The organism is Pseudomonas lini (assembly GCF_001042905.1).
Taxonomy (GTDB): domain Bacteria; phylum Pseudomonadota; class Gammaproteobacteria; order Pseudomonadales; family Pseudomonadaceae; genus Aquipseudomonas; species Aquipseudomonas lini.
Window position 1 is genome coordinate 275,927 of record NZ_JYLB01000005.1, and the last position, 17,928, is coordinate 293,854.

Sequence of the window (17,928 nt, forward strand, 5' to 3'; positions counted from 1 at the left end):
TCCTCAAGCAACAGTGAGCCGTGGCGCTAGGCCGAAACAGGCTTACTCAGCGAGGTCCTGCTCCTCAATGGTGAAGGTGTGGTTGGTGAACACGCAGATGTCGCCAGCGATGCCCAGGGCGGTTTCGACAATTTCCCGGGCCGACAAATCGGTTTTCTTCAGCAGGGCACTCGCGGCAGCCTGGGCGTAACCGCCGCCGGAACCCATGGCGATCAGGCCTTCTTCGGGCTCAACCACGTCACCGTTGCCGGTGATGATCAGCGAGGCATCTTTGTTGGCGACCGCGAGCATGGCTTCGAGGCGGCTCAGGGAGCGGTCGGTGCGCCATTCTTTGGCGAGTTCGACGGCGGCGCGAACCAGGTGGCCCTGATGTTTCTCAAGCTGGCCTTCGAAACGCTCGAAGAGGGTGAAGGCGTCAGCGGTGGCCCCGGCAAAACCGGCGATAACCTGGCCGTGGTAGAGGCGGCGAACTTTCTTCGCGTTGCCTTTCATCACGGTATTGCCGAGCGAAACCTGGCCGTCGCCGCCCATGACGACTTTGCCGTGGCGGCGAACTGAAACGATGGTGGTCAAGGGAGAGTCTCCACGCAGCGGGGCGAAAATGCCTTATGCCAACTCATATGGGGGTGGTGGAGCGTTTTTCAACTGTGGAGCGGGAGAGGGGACGAGCGGTGTAGGGCGGGGATGGGGGTGTTGTCTGTTCGGGCGCCTTCGCGGGCAAGCCTCGCTCCTACAGAGATTTACGTGAACCTGTAGGAGCGAGGCTTGCCCGCGAAGAACGATGACGCGTGTCCTTAACGAAATCAGCGGCTCTGACGTTGTTGTAACAACAGGTTGCTGAAGCCGCTGCCAGCCAGTTGCTTCTGGGCGGTGGTCAGCTGTTCGCGGTTGCTGAACGGGCCGACCAGAACCCGATACCAGGTCTCGTCCTTCACAGTGCCGGATTCAACCGCCACGGCCTGACCCAGCAGAATGATCTGCGCACGAACTTTGTCGGCATCGGCTTCCTTGCGGAACGAACCGGCCTGCAGGAAGAACTTGGTCACTGGCGCAGCTTTCGCCACAGGCGGTGCTGGCGGCGGGGTGATGCCGGCCAATGCCGCTTGAGCCCGGGCCGTGTCGATCTTCGCCGCTTCCGCAGGCGTCACCGGCGTGGTCGGAATGGCCGGCACTTGTGGCGTCGGCAGGGTTTTTTCCGGTACCGCGTCCGGCGGCACGATGACTTCCGATTCCGGCAGCAAGGTGTAGAAGTCGTACTTCGGCTTCACCGGTTGCGTCGGGCTCGGCGGGGTCTTGTTGGCCTCGGCGATCTTGCTGGCTTTCTGCTGCTCGATCTTCTCGCGCTTGACGGTATCGCTGCCCTTGCCCGGCTCCAGCTTCATCAGGAACACAATGAACGCGCCGACTGTCAGGCCGATGGCCATCCACAGCCAGCCCGGGATCGGTTGCTTTGCAGGAGCTTGGTAACGGCTGGCGCCACGCTTGGGTGCAGGTTTTTTCTTGGCAGCCAACTTACATACGCTCCAGAGTTTCCAGACCCAAGAGTTCCAGGCCTTGCTTGAGAGTGCGGCCGGTCAGCGCGGCGAGGCGCAGGCGGCTTTGCATTTGCGCCGGGGTGTCGGCGCCGAGGATCGGGCAGTTCTCGTAGAAGCTGGAGAACAGGCCGGCAACATCGTACAGGTAGGTGCAGAGGATGTGCGGCGTGCCTTTGTCGGACACGTTATTCAGGATTTCGCCGAACTGTGCCAGTTTCGCCGCCAGCTCATGTTCGTGCGCGGCTTCAAGGACGATCTGACCTTCGACTTCGCTGAAATCCTTGCCGAGTTTGCGGAACACACCGGCCACGCGAGTGTAGGCGTACAGCAGGTATGGCGCGGTGTTGCCTTCGAAGTTCAGCATCAAGTCGAAGTTGAAGCTGTAGTCGCTGGTGCGGTGCTTGGACAGGTCGGCGTATTTCACGGCGCCGATGCCCACGACCTTGGCGATGTTGCGCAACTCGTCTTCGGCTAATTCCGGGTTCTTCTCTTTCACCAGCGTGTACGCGCGTTCCTGGGCTTCGGTCAGCAGGTCGATCAGCTTCACGGTGCCGCCGTCACGGGTCTTGAACGGACGGCCGTCGGCGCCGTTCATGGTGCCGAAGCCCATGTGTTCCATTTCCATCGGGTGCGTCACGAAGCCGGCCAGACGAGCGACCTGAAACACTTGCTGGAAGTGCAGGGCCTGACGCTGGTCGACGAAGTACAACGCGCGATCAGCTTTCAGGACGCCGCTGCGATAACGCACGGCCGCCAGGTCGGTGGTGGCGTAGAGGTAGCCACCGTCGGCCTTGACGATGATCACCGGCAGCGGGTCGCCGTCGGCATTCTTGAACTCGTCGAGGAACACGCATTGAGCGCCGTTGCTTTCGACCAGCAGGCCTGCGGCCTTGAGGTCGTTGACCACGTTGATCAGGTCGTCGTTGTAGGCGCTTTCACCCATCACGTCGGCCATGGTCAGTTTGACGTTCAGCAGTTCGTAGATTTTCTGGCAGTGCGATAGCGAAATATCTTTGAACTTGGTCCACAGCGCCAGGCAGTCCGGGTCGCCGGCTTGCAGCTTGACCACCAGGCCACGGGCACGATCAGCGAACTCTGCGGATTCGTCGAAGCGTTGCTTGGCAGCGCGGTAGAAGTTTTCCAGGTCCGACAGCTCATCGCTGGTGATCGGGTTTTCCTGCAGATAAGCCATCAGCATGCCGAACTGGGTGCCCCAGTCGCCGACGTGGTTCTGGCGGATCACTTCGTCGCCGAGGAATTCCAGAACCCGGGCCACGCCGTCGCCGATGATGGTCGAGCGCAAATGGCCGACGTGCATTTCTTTGGCCAGGTTCGGGGCCGACAGGTCTACCACGGTGCGCTGCACCGGGCCGGCCTTGCGCACGCCGATGTGATCGTCGGCCAGCGCCGCGTCCAGGCGGGTCGCCAGGGCTTGAGTGTTCTGGAAGAAGTTCAGGAAGCCAGGGCCGGCGATCTCAGTTTTGGAGACGTTCTCGTCAGCCGGCAACGCGGCGATGATTTTTTCGGCCAGGTCACGCGGCTTCATGCCCGCAGGCTTGGCCAGCATCATGGCGATGTTGCTGGCGAAGTCGCCGTTTTTCTTGTCACGGGAGTTTTCCACCTGGATCGCCGGCGACAGGCCTTCAGGCAACACACCTTCGTTGACGAGTTGGGTGATGGCTTGTTGGATCAGCTGGCGAATGGTGTCTTTCATGGTGTTCTCTGTCGACCGCAAGCGCGGCGGCGCTTCGATGCGCTGGTGGAAAAACTGGGCATTATCCGTTGCGAAGACGGGCTTGCCAACTATAGCGGGCAGGTTATGGATATGTGGTGACAATTCGGCCGCCTTCGCGGGCAAGCCTCGCTCCTACAGAGATTTGCGTGATCCCTGTAGGAGCGAGGCTTGCCCGCGAAGGCGATCTCTAAATCAATACAAATCCACCGGATCGACATCCAAGGACCAACGCACTGCCCGCCCACTCGGCATCTGCTCCAAAACCAGCAACCAACTGCTCAGCAATCGATGCAGTGGCGCCCGGGCCGTGGCTTGCAGCAATAACTGTGCACGATAACGCCCGGCTCGGCGCTCCATCGGCGCCGGCACCGGCCCCAGCAACTCAATCCCGGTCAGATTCTGCTCGGCCAGCAAACGCTCGGCCTCACTGCACGCTTCATCGAGGAAGCCTTCTGCTTGCCCCGGTTTATGCGCTTCCGCCCGCAGCAGCGCGAGATGCGCAAACGGCGGCAACCCTGCGGAACGACGTTCGCTCAACGCCTGTTCGGCAAAGGCGAAATAGCCCTGTTCGGTCAGTTGCACCAGCAGTGGATGGTCCGCCAGGTGCGTCTGGATAATCACTTTGCCCGGCTCTTCGGCCCGTCCCGCGCGCCCGGCGACCTGGACGATCAACTGCGCCATGCGTTCGCTGGCGCGGAAGTCACCGGAGAACAGTCCGCCGTCGGCATCCAGAATCGACACCAGCGTCACCCGAGGAAAATGATGCCCTTTGGCAAGCATCTGTGTGCCGACCAGAATGCATGGCTGGCCTTTCTGAATGGTGGCGAACAGTTGATTCATCGCGTCTTTGCGTGAAGTGCTGTCGCGGTCAACCCGCAGCACCGGGACGTCCGGAAACAGAATCCCCAGGCGCTCTTCGGCGCGCTCGGTACCGGCGCCCACGGGCCGCAAATCGACTTTGCCGCACTTCGGGCAATGCCGGGGCACTCGTTCAACGTAGCCACAATGGTGACAACGCAGCTCGCCGGAGCGCTGGTGCACGGTCATTCGCGCGTCGCAGCGCTGGCATTCAGACATCCAGCCGCAGTCGTGGCAGAGCAGCGTCGGGGCGAACCCTCGGCGGTTGAGGAACACCAGCACTTGCTGGCCGGCGGCCAGGGTCTGACCGATGGCTTGCTGCATCGGTCCTGAAATGCCGCTGTCCAGCGGGCGACTTTTCACGTCCAGGCGCAGGAAGCGCGGCTGCTTGGCGCCACCGGCCCGCTCATTCAGGCGTAAGAGGCCGTAACGACCGGTGTAGGCGTTTTGCAGGCTTTCCAGCGAAGGTGTGGCGGATCCGAGGACAATCGGGATGTTTTCCTGCCGGGCGCGGACCAGTGCCAGGTCGCGGGCGTGGTAGCGCAGGCCTTCCTGCTGTTTATAAGAGCCGTCGTGCTCTTCATCGATAATGATCAGGCCGGGGTTCTTCATCGGCGTGAACAGTGCCGAACGGGTACCGATAATAATGTCGGCCTCGCCATCCCGTGCCGCCAGCCAGGCTTCCAGACGTTCGCGGTCATTGACTGCGGAGTGGATCAGCGCGATCCGCGCATTGAAGCGCTGCTCGAAGCGCGCCAGGGTTTGCGGGCCGAGGTTGATTTCCGGGATCAGCACAAGGGCTTGTTTGCCGGCCTCGAGGGTTTCGCGGATCAGCTGTAAATAGACTTCGGTCTTGCCGCTGCCGGTGACGCCGGCCAGCAGGAACGCGTGATAACTGTCGAACCCGGCGCGAATCGCCTCGTAAGCGGCGCGCTGCTCGGGGTTGAGTGGTAATTCCGGTTGCGCCAGCCAGTGTTCGTGGCGCATACCGGGCGCGTGTTTGCGGATTTCTACTTGCACCAAATCCTTGGCCAGCAACAGATCGAGACTGTCCTTGCTCAGCATCAGTTTGCTCAACAGCTGATGAGCGACGCCATGGGGATGTTGGGCCAGGGTTGCCAGGGCCTCGCGTTGACGCGGGGCACGAGCGATGCGCGGGTCATCAAGGCTGGCACCGGGTGCGGCGGACCAGAAGCGTTCCTGACGAGCTTCGGCCAGTTCGCCTTGTCGCAACAGCACCGGCAGTGCCCAGCTCAACGTATCGCCGAGGCTGTGCTGGTAATACTGAGAAGTCCACAGGCACAGCTTGAACAACGCGGGGGGCAGCGGCGGCGTGGCGTCGAGCAGCGCCAGGGCCGGTTTGAGCTTTTCTGCCGGTACTTCGCTGGTATCGGTGACCTCCACCAGAATCCCGATCATCTCCCGCCTGCCGAACGGCACCCGCAAGCGCATGCCCGGGTGCAACTGGGCGCGCAGGACTCCGGCCGGCGCGCGGTAATCGAACAGGCGGCGCAGGGGCGAAGGCAGGGCGAGGCGCAGAATGGCGTTGGGCACGCGATTGTTTTCTCGATGAGAGGGCGGTGAAGAAGGCCGGGAGCCTAGCAGACGACTGGTTTAAGCGACAGCTTGCGTGATTGCGAAGGTCTGGTAGAATCCGCGGCCTAATTACGTGCGGTATTCAACAATGGTGTTGAGTGGCGGCACGCTAGCCTGAGGAATACATCATGAAAGCCGATATCCATCCAACATACGAAATCACCGCAGTTACCTGCAGCTGTGGCAACAAGTTCGAAACTCGTTCGAACCTGGCCAAGCCTCTGGCGATCGACGTATGCAACGAATGCCACCCGTTCTACACCGGTAAGCAGAAGACTCTGGATACTGGCGGTCGTGTACAGCGCTTCGCAGACCGTTTCGGCGCTTTCGGCAAGAAAGCTCCAGCTGCTGCAGAGTAAGGTTGAAGGGCCCGATGGGCTTTTCCTTGCTGATGAAAAAGGCGTCCCTCGCGGGCGCCTTTTTTGTGTCCGCGATTTGGCTTTCCGCTGCCCAGGCCTTCTGCCCGGTGCCCAGCGGGCTGACGTCGGTCGCGGTGCAGCGGGTAGTGGATGGCGACACCTTGCGTCTGCGCGATGGCCGCAGTGTGCGCATGATCGGTTTGAACACGCCGGAGTTGGGCAAGCAGGGTCGTTCTGACGAGCCGTTCGCCGTGGCTGCGCGCAAACGCCTTGAAGCTCTGGTGGCTGCCAGCGATGGGCGGGTCGGTTTGCTGCCGGGTAAAGAAAGCAAGGATCATTACGGCCGCACCCTGGCCCATGTCTACAGCGTCGATGGGGCCAACCTTGAGGCACAGATGCTCGCCGAGGGTCTCGGTTTTCAGGTGGCGGTGGCACCGAATGTCGATTTGGTCGCCTGTCAGCAAGCCGCGGAACGCAGTGCTCGTCGGGCCGGTCTCGGGTTGTGGCGCCAATCACCTGTGCTGAAAGCGGAGCAGATCAGTGCCTCCGGTTTCGCCATGCTCAGTGGTCGTGTGAGCAAGGTTCAGCGCAATCGCGGCGGGGTTTGGATCGAGTTGCAGGATTCGGTTGTATTGCGGGTTGCACCCAATATGTTGGATCAATTCGATGTCGCATCGCTTGAAAAGCTCAAAGGCAAGCAAATCGAGGCTCGTGGCTGGGTGGTGGATCGTTCGCGCCGCGGTGGGCTGAAGCCGGGGCAGGCGCGTTGGCTTCTGCCGCTGACCGATCCGGCGATGTTGCAGGCGGCGCCGTAAGAAAAAATTGTAGACATTTTTCATGTTGATTGTGAACAGTCTATCCCTTGTGTTTCGTGGCTCTTGGCCCAAAGTCGTAGGGCCGGGCGCTTGACAGGGGTGACTGGTCAGTCTTGTGAGGACTTTGCGAGGCGAGTATCCTCGGCGGTCCGTCTGTCCAACAGTAAAAAGCGGAATGCCCCTATGTCTGATTTGAAAACTGCCGCTCTCGAATATCACGCCCATCCCCGTCCAGGGAAGCTGAGTGTCGAGCTCACCAAGGCCACCGCTACCGCCCGCGATCTGTCGCTGGCCTACAGCCCCGGCGTAGCCGAACCAGTACGCGAAATCGCCCGCGATCCTGAACTGGCCTACAAATACACCGGCAAGGGCAACCTGGTTGCAGTCATTTCCGATGGCACCGCGATTCTCGGCCTGGGTAACCTTGGCCCATTGGCTTCCAAGCCGGTTATGGAAGGTAAGGGCGTGCTGTTCAAGCGCTTTGCCGGCATCGACGTATTCGACATCGAAGTCGACTCCGAAAGCCCGCAAGCCTTCATCGACACCGTCAAGCGTATCTCCATTACCTTCGGTGGCATCAACCTGGAAGACATCAAGGCACCTGAGTGCTTTGAGATCGAACGCGCTCTGATCGAGCAGTGCGATATTCCGGTATTCCACGATGACCAGCACGGCACCGCGATCGTTACTGCGGCCGGCATGATCAACGCCTTGGAAATCGCTGGCAAAACCCTGGCTGACGCCAAAATCGTCTGCCTGGGCGCCGGTGCGGCCGCCATCTCCTGCATGAAATTGCTGGTGAGCATGGGCGCCAACATCGAAAACATCTACATGGTTGACCGTACCGGTGTGATCCACTCCGGCCGTGACGACCTGAACCAGTACAAGGCTGTGTTCGCTCACGCGACCGAGAAGCGCACCCTGGCTGACGCGCTGGAAGGCGCTGATGTGTTCGTTGGCCTGTCCGGTCCGAACCTGCTGAGCGCTGAAGGCCTGAAATCCATGGCGGCCAACCCGATCGTGTTCGCGTGCTCGAACCCGGATCCGGAAATCTCCCCGGAACTGGCTCACGCCACCCGTAACGACGTGATCATGGCCACCGGCCGTTCGGACTACCCGAACCAGGTCAACAACGTACTGGGCTTCCCGTTTATCTTCCGTGGTGCCCTGGACGTTCGCGCCAAGCGCATCAACGAAGAAATGAAAGTGGCTGCCGCCAACGCCCTGCGTGAACTGGCCAAGCTGCCAGTGCCTCAGGAAGTGTGCGACGCCTACGGCGGCATCAAGCTGGAATTCGGTCGTGAGTACATCATTCCGAAACCAATGGATGCCCGTCTGATCACCCTGATCTCCGATGCCGTGGCCAAGGCTGCAATCGAGACCGGTGTGGCAACCCTGCCGTATCCGAAGAACTACCCGCTGAAAAGCGTGGATGACGTGTTCAACGGCTAAGCCGTTGTAGCGCATCAACCAAAAGCCCCGGCTCTCGCGAGTCGGGGCTTTTTATTGTCTGCGGTTTTTGTGGTGTCTTTCGAGGGCCTCTTCGCGGGCAAGCCCGCTCCCACAGGGATCGCGGTGATTCACAACCTCTGATAGCGCCACAGAACCTTGTGGGAGCGGGCTTGCCCGCGAAGGGGCCGGGTCATTCAGCGCATAACCGGCAGGCAATAAAAAGCCCCGCTCTTCTTTCGAAGGCGGGGCTTTTTTGCAGCTTCAGGCAATCAGAACAAATCGATCGGCGCCGCCTCATCCGCGGGCAGCGGACTGCCAGGCGCATTGCCGTTGCTGAGCTCGTTAACCGACGGCGGTGTGTCTTCGGCCTTGAACAGTTCGAAGTAGGCACCTGGCGTACTTGGGGTGGCCGCACGGCCGCTGATCGGGTCAACCCGCAGGCTGAGGATGCCTTCCGGCTCCGCCTGGGTGTGAGGCGGCTTGTCTTTAAGGGCCGCCGCCATGTAGTTCATCCAGATAGGCAGGGCGACAGTGCCGCCGAACTCGCGTTTGCCCAGGCTTTCCGGTTGGTCGAAGCCAGTCCAGACGGTGGTCACGTAATCGGCGTTGTAGCCGGAGAACCAGGCGTCCTTGGATTCGTTGGTAGTACCGGTCTTGCCCGCGATGTCGCTGCGGCCCAAGGCCAGCGCACGGCGGCCGGTGCCGAGTTTGATCACGTCCTCAAGCATGCTGTTGAGGATGTAGGTGGTGCGGCCATCGACGATGCGCTCGGCCACGGCTGGCGTTTGTGGCGCTGGCTGGGCGCTTGGCGCTTCGCCTGGGGTGGCGTTGACCGTGAAGGTGTCGGAGGCCGGCATAGCGATGCCATCGCTGGCTACGGTGCCTTTGGGAACGCTCGGCGGGTTGGCGACGAATAGCGTGTCGCCGTTGCGGCTTTCGATCTTGTCGATGATGTATGGGGTGATCTTGTAGCCGCCGTTGGCGAAGGTGGCCCAGCCGGTGGCGATTTCCATTGGCGTCAGGGTTGCGGTACCCAGGGCCAGGGACAGGTTGCGCGGCAAGTCCTGCTTGTTGAAGCCGAACTTGCTGATGTAGTCGATGGTGCGGTCGACACCCAACGCTTGCAGCAGGCGGATCGATACCAGGTTGCGCGACTTATAGAGCGCTTCACGCATGCGGATCGGGCCGAGGAAGGTGTTGGTGTCGTTCTTCGGACGCCAGACCTTGTCCAGGTATTCGTCAACGAACACGATCGGTGCGTCGTTCACCAGGCTGGCCGCGGTGTAGCCGTTGTCCAGGGCGGCGCTGTAGACGAACGGCTTGAAGCTCGAACCCGGCTGACGCTTGGCCTGCATGGCGCGGTTGTAGTTGCTCTGCTCGAAGGCGAAACCGCCGACCAGTGAACGAATGGCACCGTTCTGCGGGTCGAGGGAAACCAGTGCACCTTGAGCTTGCGGAATCTGGCTGAATTTGAGCGAGCCGTCAGGCTGACGCTGCACGCGAATCAGATCACCGACCTGCGCGACATCCGACGGCTGCTTCGGATTGGCGCCCATGCTGTTGGTGTTCAGGAACGGACGAGCCCACTTCATGGTGTCCCAGGCGATGTGCTCTTCGCCGGTACCCGTGCGGGTCAACACCTGCACGCCGTTCTTGTCGACCTGGGTCACGATCGCCGGTTCCAGGCCGCTGATGATTCGCTGTTTGGTCAGCTCCTGAGTCCAGGCTTCTCGGGTTTTACCCGGCAGGCGTGACTCGGGGCCGCGATAACCGTGCCGTTGGTCGTAGGTCATCAAGCCTTCGTGAACCGCGGTGTTGGCCATCTCCTGCAAATTGCTCGGGACTGTGGTGGTGACACGAAAACCTTCGGTGTACGCATCGCTGCCATAGCGGCCGACCATTTCGGCACGGGCCATTTCGGCGACGTATGGCGCGTTCACTTCCGGGGTCGGCACATGGTAGCTGGCGTTCAGCGGCTCATTGATCGCAGTGGTGTAGTCGGCTTCGGTGATTTTGCCGAGCTTATACATGCGCCCCAGGATCCAGTCGCGACGCTCCTTGCTGCGGGTCGGGTTAGCCAGCGGGTTGAAGCGCGACGGGGCTTTTGGCAGGCCGGCGATCATCGCCATCTGCGCCAGGCTGACGTCACGAATCGACTTGCCGTAATAGACCTGCGCCGCCGCCTCGATGCCATAGGCGCGGTTGCCCAGATAGATCTTGTTGACGTACAGCTCGAGGATCTCGTCCTTGGTCAACTGCCGTTCGATCTGCAGGGCCAGGAGGATTTCGGTGGTTTTGCGCGAGAAGCTGCGTTCGCTGGTCAGGAAGAAGTTCTTCGCCACCTGCATGGTGATGGTGCTGCCGCCGGATTGAATGTGACCGCTCTTGACCAGTTGGGTCGCGGCGCGCATCAGGCTGCTGGGATCGACGCCGTAGTGGTTGGCGAAATTGTCGTCTTCAGCACTTAGTAACGCATTGATGAAATTGGGGGGAATGTCGGCGAAACGGATCGGAGTACGGCGCATTTCGCCAAACTCTGCGATCAATTTGTTGTCGCTGCTGTAAACCCGCAAAGGAATCTGCAACTGAATACTTCTCAGCGCCTCCACGGACGGCAATCCAGGGCTAAGGTAAAGAAAAGCGCCGCTCAGACCCAGGAGCAGTCCGCAGAAAACGGCGACGATGGACCAACCGAAAAATTTCAGCAGACGAATCAAGGCTTTTGGATATCCAGGGTAAAGAATGAATTAGGCATCAGGGGTTCAGGCTATACAGAGAATGACCCGCGCTTGCAGTGAAAGCGGAAAAAACGCTCAGCATTATAAGCATTTTTCCGTCGGGGGCGTCATTTGCGCTTCTGTCAAGACGGGGGGTATTGAACGCAATGGATATTACAGAGTCCGTAACTCACGGATAGTCATAGGGAATTGGTAGTGCTAGGACTCTTCAATAAAAAAGCCAATACGCTTCTGGGGATCGACATCAGCTCCACGTCGGTGAAGCTACTGGAGCTAAGTCGCCAGGGCGACCGGTACCGGGTCGAGGCCTATGCGGTCGAACCGCTGCCCGCGAGTGCCGTGGTCGAGAAAAATATCGCCGAGCTCGAAGGCGTGGGGCAGGCTCTTGCGCGCGTGCTGGCCAAGGCCAAAACCAGTCTCAGGAACGTTGCCGTGGCGGTGGCCGGTTCGGCGGTGATCACCAAGACCATCGAGATGGACGCCGGTCTTTCCGACGACGAGATGGAAAACCAGCTGAAGATCGAGGCCGATCAGTACATTCCTTATCCACTGGACGAAGTGGCGATCGATTTCGAAGTGCAAGGCGTGTCGGCACGCAACCCCGAGCGGGTCAATGTGCTGCTGGCGGCGTGTCGCAAAGAAAACGTCGAGGTCCGTGAAGCGGCCCTGGCTCTGGCCGGGCTGACCGCGCGCGTGGTGGACGTCGAAGCCTATGCCCTGGAGCGATCGTTCGGCCTGCTGGCAACCCAGTTGGCCGCTTCTCAGGAGCGTCTGACCGTGGCGGTGGTCGATATCGGCGCCACCATGACCACCCTGAGCGTGTTGCACAACGGGCGGATCATCTACACCCGCGAACAATTGTTCGGTGGCCGTCAACTGACGGAAGAAATCCAGCGTCGTTATGGCCTGACCGTCGAGCAGGCGGGGCTGGCGAAGAAGCAGGGCGGTTTGCCGGACGATTATGTCAGCGAGGTCTTGCAACCGTTTCGTGATGCGTTGGTGCAGCAGGTGTCGCGTTCATTGCAGTTCTTCTTTGCCTCCGGCCAGTACAACTCGGTCGATCACATCCTCCTGGCCGGCGGCACCGCCTCGGTCCCCGGGCTGGAGCGATTGATCGAGCAGCGACTGGGTACGCCGACCCAGGTCGCCAATCCATTCTCCGACATGACCCTGAGCAGCAAGGTCAACGCCGGTGCCTTGGCGAGCGATGCTCCGGCACTGATGATTGCCTGCGGGCTGGCCCTCAGGAGTTTCGACTGATGGCGCGGATCAATCTTTTACCCTGGCGTGAAGAGTTGCGCGAAGGGCGTCGCAAACGCTTTTTACTGGCGTTGGTCGGTGTGCTGCTGGGGTCAGTGAGTGCGTTGCTGATCGCGGATCAGGTCATTAACGGCGCCATTAATCGGCAAGTCGCCCGTAACGATTACATCGGCAAGCAGATTGCCGTGGTCGACGAGCGGATCAAACAGATCAGCGACCTGAAGGCCCGTCGACAGCAACTGGTCGAGCGCATGCGCATTATTCAGGACCTGCAAGGCAACCGGCCGATCAGCGGGAGGATCTTCGATCAGTTGGCGCGTACCTTGCCGGACGGAGTTTATTTCACTGAAGTGAAAATGGTCGGCAAGACGTTGTCCATCACCGGCGCAGCGGAGTCCAACAATCGTGTTTCGGATCTGATGCGCAATCTTGATGCGTCCGACTGGTTCGATGCGCCCAACCTTACGGAGGTCAAGGCGACCACCGCTGGTCAGCTGGATCAGGCCAATGTGTTTCAGTTGACCGTCCGTCAGACTCAGCCAACAGTTTTGGGGGGCGCTAAATGAAGCCGTCCGAATGGTTCGAAGGGTTACGCCAGATCGACATCAATGATCTGGACACCAACAACATGGGTTCCTGGCCAGCGGCGATCAAGGTCCTGGCGAGTGTCCTGCTGATGGTTCTGGTGCTGGCCCTGGGCTACAGCTTTTTGATCAGCGATTTGCAAAACCACCTGGAACTCAGGCACGAGGAAGAGTCGACGCTCAGGGAGCAATTCGCGACCAAAGCCCACATGGCGGCGAATCTGGAGCTGTATACCCAGCAGATGAAGGAAATGGAGAATTCCTTCGGCATGCTATTGCGGCAATTGCCCAGCGACACCGAAGTGCCCGGCCTGCTGGAGGACATCACCCGCACCGGCCTGGGCAGCGGTCTGGAGTTCGAAGAGATCAAGCTGCTCCCGGAGGTCACACAACAGTTCTACATCGAGCTTCCTATCCGGATCACCGTCACCGGCGCCTATCACGACCTGGCTACTTTCGTCAGCGGCGTGGCCGGGCTGCCACGGATCGTCACCCTGCATGACTTCGACCTGGCGCCGGCCAATCCTGATGGCGGTCCGAAGTTACGCATGAGCATCCTTGCCAAAACCTATCGCTACAACGACAAGGGGTTGCAGAAATGAGCCCGATTCGTTGCCTGTCGATGGTTATGTGTCTGGTTATCCTGGCCGGTTGTGGCGGCGACAATGATTTCAGCGACCTGGACGCCTACCTGAACGAAGTGCGCCTGCGTGCACCTGGCAAGATTGAACCAACGCCGACATTCCGGTCTTACCCGACATTCACCTACAACGCTGCCAACCTGCGTAGCCCGTTCTCCCGGCAGGTCAGAGTCGATCTGGCCGGCCAGAAGCACGGCTCGCGTAACGTCAAACCCGACCCCAACCGGGTCAAGCAGTACCTCGAAGGCTTCAATATCGAGCAATTTGAAATGGTCGGCACCCTCTCCAATGCAGCCGGTTCCTTTGCGCTGTTGCGCGGGGCGGGCGGTGTGCATCGGCTGAAAGTCGGCGATTACCTGGGGCGTAACGATGGACGGATCGTCGCCATCAGCGGTTCGCAAGTCGACGTGGTCGAAATCGTTCCCGATGGCGAAGGTGCCTGGCTGGAACGGCCGCGAACCATCCCTTTGAAAGAGCACTCATAGTGGAACTCGAATAATGAACAGGATTTTCTCAACCTTCGGTATTTCGCTATGGATAGCGTTTCTGTCGCCGATGGTAGTGGCGGCCAACCTCAAAGCGCTGGATGTCGCCGCGCTGCCCGGTGACCGTGTCGAGTTGAAGTTGTCGTTCGATGGGCCGCCACCGCAGCCCCACGGTTACACGACAGAGCAGCCTGCGCGGATTGCGCTGGACCTGCCGGGAGTCGCCAGTCAGCTGGCGAACAAGAACCGGGACCTGGGCGGCGGCAATGCCCGCAGCGCCACGGTAGTGGAGGCCAAGGACCGTACACGGCTGATCATCAGCCTGACTCAATTGACTCCGTACAACACCCGCGTCGAAGGCAACAATCTGTTCGTGGTTGTCGGGCAAGGGGCCGGTAGCAAGGCGCCCAAATCGGCCGTCAGCGCACCGCGCGCAGCCACTGCGACACCAGCGCCCGCCAGGGTCAATGCGCCCGTGGGTAAAGCCATCCGGGGCGTGGATTTCCAGCGCGGCACCCAGGGTGAGGGCAATGTGGTCATCGATCTGTCGGATCCGTCCATCGCCCCGGACATCCAGGAGCGCGATGGCAAAATCATCGTCGGTTTCACCAGGACCCAACTGCCTGAACGGTTGCGTGTACGCCTCGACGTCAAGGATTTCGCCACGCCGGTGCAGTTCGTCAACGCCAGCGCCACGGGCGATCGGGCCATTATCAGTATCGAGCCCAGTGGCGCCTTCGATTATTCGACCTATCAGACCGACAACAAATTGACCGTCAGCATCCGGCCGATGACTGTCGATGACCTGCAAAAGCGCAACGCCGAACGCTTTGCCTACACCGGCGAAAAACTCTCGCTGAATTTTCAGGACATTGATGTGCGCTCGGTGCTGCAACTGATCGCCGATTTCACCAATCTCAATCTGGTCGCCAGCGACACGGTGCAGGGCGGTATCACGTTGCGTCTGCAGAATGTGCCGTGGGATCAGGCGCTGGACCTGGTGCTGAAAACCAAAGGCCTGGATAAACGCAAGATTGGTAACGTGCTGCTGGTGGCGCCGGCTGATGAAATCGCTGCCCGAGAGCGTCAGGAACTGGAGTCGCAGAAACAGATCGCCGAACTGGCGCCTCTGCGTCGCGAGCTGTTACAGGTCAACTACGCCAAGGCCGCCGATATCGCCAAGCTGTTCCAGTCGGTGACCAGCGCCGAGGCGAAAATCGACGAGCGAGGGTCAATCACTGTCGATGAGAGAACCAACAACATCATTGCCTACCAGACCCAGGATCGACTCGACGAACTGCGTCGCATCGTTGCACAACTGGATATTCCGGTGCGTCAGGTGATGATCGAGGCGCGCATCGTCGAGGCCAACGTCGATTACGACAAGAGCCTTGGCGTACGCTGGGGCGGTTCGGTGCAGAAGGGTAACTGGAACACGTCCGGGGTCAACGGATCTTCGACCACCATTGGTACGCCGGGCAGCACCAGTACCAACTCGCCGTTCGTCGATCTGGGGACGTCTGCCAATACCTCCGGGATCGGCATCGCCTTCATTACCGACAATGTGCTGCTGGATCTTGAGCTTTCGGCCATGGAGAAAACCGGCAACGGGGAAATCGTCTCGCAGCCCAAGGTGGTCACGTCCGACAAGGAAACCGCGAAAATCCTCAAGGGCACCGAGATTCCCTATCAGGAAGCCAGCTCCAGCGGCGCCACCTCGGTGTCGTTCAAGGAGGCTTCGCTGTCCCTGGAAGTGACCCCGCAGATCACGCCGGACAATCGCATCATCATGGAGGTCAAAGTCACCAAGGACGAACCGGACTACCTGAACAAAGTGCAGGATGTACCGCCGATCAAGAAAAACGAGGTCAACGCCAAGGTGTTGGTAAACGACGGCGAGACCATCGTCATTGGTGGGGTTTTCTCAAATACTCAGAGCAAGGTTGTAGATAAGGTGCCATTTCTCGGTGATGTGCCGTATCTTGGCCGCCTTTTCCGGCGTGACGTGGTTTCGGAGAAAAAATCCGAGCTGCTGGTCTTTCTCACTCCGCGTATCATGAACAATCAGGCGATTGCTGTGAGTCATTGATTCTGTGCGAAATTTGATTCTTGTTGGACCGATGGGGGCTGGAAAAAGCACCATCGGCCGTTTGCTGGCCAAAGAGCTGCGCCTGCCGTTCAAAGATTCCGATAAGGAAATTGAATTGCGCACGGGCGCCAATATCCCGTGGATTTTCGATAAGGAAGGCGAGCCGGGCTTTCGCGACCGCGAGCAGGCAATGATTGCCGAGCTGTGCGCGTGCGATGGCGTGGTGTTGGCGACTGGCGGCGGCGCGGTGATGCGCGAAGCCAATCGTCGAGCGCTGCACGCCGGTGGTCGAGTGGTCTATCTGCATGCGTCGGTCGAGCAGCAGGTCGGCCGAACGGCTCGCGACCGCAATCGGCCATTGCTGCGCACCGCTGATCCGGCCAAGACCCTTCGGGACTTGCTGGCGATCCGTGATCCGCTGTATCGGGAAATCGCCGACCTGGTGGTGGAAACCGATGAGCGGCCGCCGCGAATGGTGGTGCTCGACATCCTCGAACGCTTGCAGCAGCTACCGCCCCGTTAATGCGCGGCGCGAAATGCGCTATCCTCGGCGTCCTGTCGCAGCCGCTCAAGGTTGTGGCGGCTGGCTACCGAATGGCGTCACACCAGCAGACGCCATGGAATTCGTAAACTCAAGGCAGGACGCCTGATTCCATCTTCACTGTGGGGACACATGCAGACACTCAAGGTCGATCTAGGCGAGCGCAGCTACCCGATTCATATTGGCGAAGGTTTGTTGGATCAGCCTGAGCTGCTGGCCCCGCATATCCGCGGGCGGCAGGTGGCGATCATCTCCAATGAGACCGTCGCGCCGCTCTATCTCGAGCGTCTGACCCGCAGTCTTGCACAGTTCTCGGTGATTTCCGTGGTGCTGCCCGACGGCGAAGCCTTCAAGACCTGGGAAACCCTGCAACTGATTTTCGACGGCCTGCTGACTGCACGGCACGATCGCCGCACCACGGTCATCGCCCTCGGTGGCGGCGTGATCGGTGACATGGCCGGTTTTGCAGCCGCCTGCTACCAGCGTGGCGTCGATTTCATCCAGGTACCGACCACGTTGTTGTCGCAAGTCGACTCCTCGGTGGGCGGCAAGACCGGGATCAATCACCCGCTGGGCAAGAACATGGTCGGTGCTTTCTATCAGCCCAATGTGGTGCTGATCGATACCGCCACCCTCAACACCCTGCCGCCCCGCGAACTGTCTGCCGGGTTGGCGGAAGTCATCAAATACGGGCTGATCTGCGATGAGCCATTCCTGACCTGGCTCGAAGAAAACGTCGATCGCCTGCGAGCGCTGGATCAGACCGCCCTGACTTACGCCATCGAACGCTCCTGCGCAGCCAAGGCTGCTGTGGTCGGTGCCGACGAGAAAGAGACGGGCGTACGTGCCACGTTGAACCTGGGCCACACCTTCGGCCACGCGATCGAAACCCACATGGGCTATGGTGTCTGGCTTCATGGCGAGGCAGTCGCTGCTGGCACCGTAATGGCTTTGGAGATGTCCGCGCGCCTGGGCTGGATCAGCGAGCAGGAGCGTGATCGCGGTATTCGCCTGTTCCAGCGTGCCGGCCTGCCGGTCATCCCGCCGGAAGAGATGACCGAAGCCGATTTTCTCGAACACATGGCAATTGACAAGAAAGTGATCGACGGTCGTTTGCGCCTGGTGCTGCTGCGCCACATGGGCGAAGCAGTGGTGACCGACGATTATCCGAAAGAGGTTTTACAGGCCACGCTGGGAGCGGATTACCGCGCCCTGGCTCAGCTTAAAGGTTAATAAGATC

At 60.2% G+C, this 17,928-nt stretch carries 15 protein-coding genes; 10 read left to right on the plus strand and 5 right to left on the minus strand.

The window, feature by feature from the left end; all coding sequences use genetic code 11:
* Positions 1–42: 42 nt before the first annotated feature.
* From hslV to TU81_RS16710, 4 genes are all read right to left on the minus strand, one after another.
* Complete coding sequence (gene hslV / locus TU81_RS16695) at positions 43–573, minus strand: ATP-dependent protease subunit HslV (protein WP_007899242.1); 531 nt, start codon at positions 571–573, stop codon at positions 43–45.
* Positions 574–803: 230 nt separating this feature from the next.
* A complete protein-coding gene (locus TU81_RS16700; protein ID WP_038978602.1) occupies positions 804–1,511 on the minus strand; it encodes an SPOR domain-containing protein in 708 nt (235 codons plus the stop codon).
* 1 nt (position 1,512) lies between these two features.
* The gene (gene argS, locus TU81_RS16705; RefSeq protein WP_048396071.1) at positions 1,513–3,249 is read right to left on the minus strand and encodes an arginine--tRNA ligase; all 1,737 of its coding nucleotides are present in this window, start codon (positions 3,247–3,249) and stop codon (positions 1,513–1,515) included.
* A gap of 213 nt (positions 3,250–3,462) precedes the next feature.
* Complete coding sequence (locus TU81_RS16710; RefSeq protein ID WP_048396072.1) at positions 3,463–5,682, minus strand: primosomal protein N'; 2,220 nt, start codon at positions 5,680–5,682, stop codon at positions 3,463–3,465.
* A 170-nt stretch (positions 5,683–5,852) separates the two neighbouring features.
* Here TU81_RS16710 and rpmE point away from each other — a divergent pair, with 170 nt between their 5' ends.
* From rpmE to TU81_RS16725, 3 genes are all read left to right on the plus strand, one after another.
* On the plus strand, positions 5,853–6,083 hold the full coding sequence (gene rpmE, locus TU81_RS16715) for a 50S ribosomal protein L31 (RefSeq protein WP_007899231.1): 231 nt from the start codon (positions 5,853–5,855) through the stop codon (positions 6,081–6,083).
* A gap of 14 nt (positions 6,084–6,097) precedes the next feature.
* Positions 6,098–6,898, plus strand: coding sequence for a thermonuclease family protein (locus TU81_RS16720; protein WP_048396073.1), 801 nt, complete (start codon positions 6,098–6,100; stop codon positions 6,896–6,898).
* 183 nt (positions 6,899–7,081) lie between these two features.
* Positions 7,082–8,350, plus strand: a complete 1,269-nt coding sequence (locus TU81_RS16725) for a malic enzyme-like NAD(P)-binding protein (RefSeq protein ID WP_007899225.1) — start codon at positions 7,082–7,084, stop codon at positions 8,348–8,350.
* Positions 8,351–8,619: 269 nt separating this feature from the next.
* On the opposite strand, the gene TU81_RS16730 is transcribed toward TU81_RS16725, so the two are convergent.
* Entirely contained in the window at positions 8,620–11,064 is a 2,445-nt protein-coding gene (locus tag TU81_RS16730; RefSeq protein ID WP_390176096.1) for a penicillin-binding protein 1A, read from the minus strand.
* 219 nt (positions 11,065–11,283) lie between these two features.
* Between TU81_RS16730 and TU81_RS16735 the strand changes: the two genes are divergently transcribed.
* The 7 genes from TU81_RS16735 to aroB all read left to right on the plus strand — a co-directional run bounded on the left by TU81_RS16735 (position 11,284) and on the right by aroB (position 17,921).
* A complete protein-coding gene (locus TU81_RS16735; RefSeq protein ID WP_007899221.1) occupies positions 11,284–12,348 on the plus strand; it encodes a pilus assembly protein PilM in 1,065 nt (354 codons plus the stop codon).
* A complete protein-coding gene (locus tag TU81_RS16740) occupies positions 12,348–12,914 on the plus strand; it encodes a PilN domain-containing protein (RefSeq protein ID WP_038978607.1) in 567 nt (188 codons plus the stop codon). The genes TU81_RS16735 and TU81_RS16740 overlap by 1 nt, the downstream gene beginning before the upstream one ends.
* Positions 12,911–13,534, plus strand: a complete 624-nt coding sequence (pilO, locus tag TU81_RS16745) for a type 4a pilus biogenesis protein PilO (protein ID WP_038978608.1) — start codon at positions 12,911–12,913, stop codon at positions 13,532–13,534. The genes TU81_RS16740 and pilO overlap by 4 nt, the downstream gene beginning before the upstream one ends.
* A complete protein-coding gene (locus tag TU81_RS16750; protein WP_038978609.1) occupies positions 13,531–14,058 on the plus strand; it encodes a pilus assembly protein PilP in 528 nt (175 codons plus the stop codon). Before pilO ends, TU81_RS16750 begins: the two co-directional genes overlap by 4 nt.
* A 13-nt stretch (positions 14,059–14,071) precedes the next feature.
* Entirely contained in the window at positions 14,072–16,147 is a 2,076-nt protein-coding gene (gene pilQ, locus TU81_RS16755) for a type IV pilus secretin PilQ (RefSeq protein ID WP_048396074.1), read from the plus strand.
* 4 nt (positions 16,148–16,151) lie between these two features.
* Complete coding sequence (gene aroK, locus TU81_RS16760; protein WP_032830073.1) at positions 16,152–16,670, plus strand: shikimate kinase AroK; 519 nt, start codon at positions 16,152–16,154, stop codon at positions 16,668–16,670.
* Positions 16,671–16,820: 150 nt separating this feature from the next.
* Positions 16,821–17,921, plus strand: a complete 1,101-nt coding sequence (gene aroB / locus TU81_RS16765; protein ID WP_038978611.1) for a 3-dehydroquinate synthase — start codon at positions 16,821–16,823, stop codon at positions 17,919–17,921.
* The last annotated feature ends 7 nt before the right edge of the window (positions 17,922–17,928 follow it).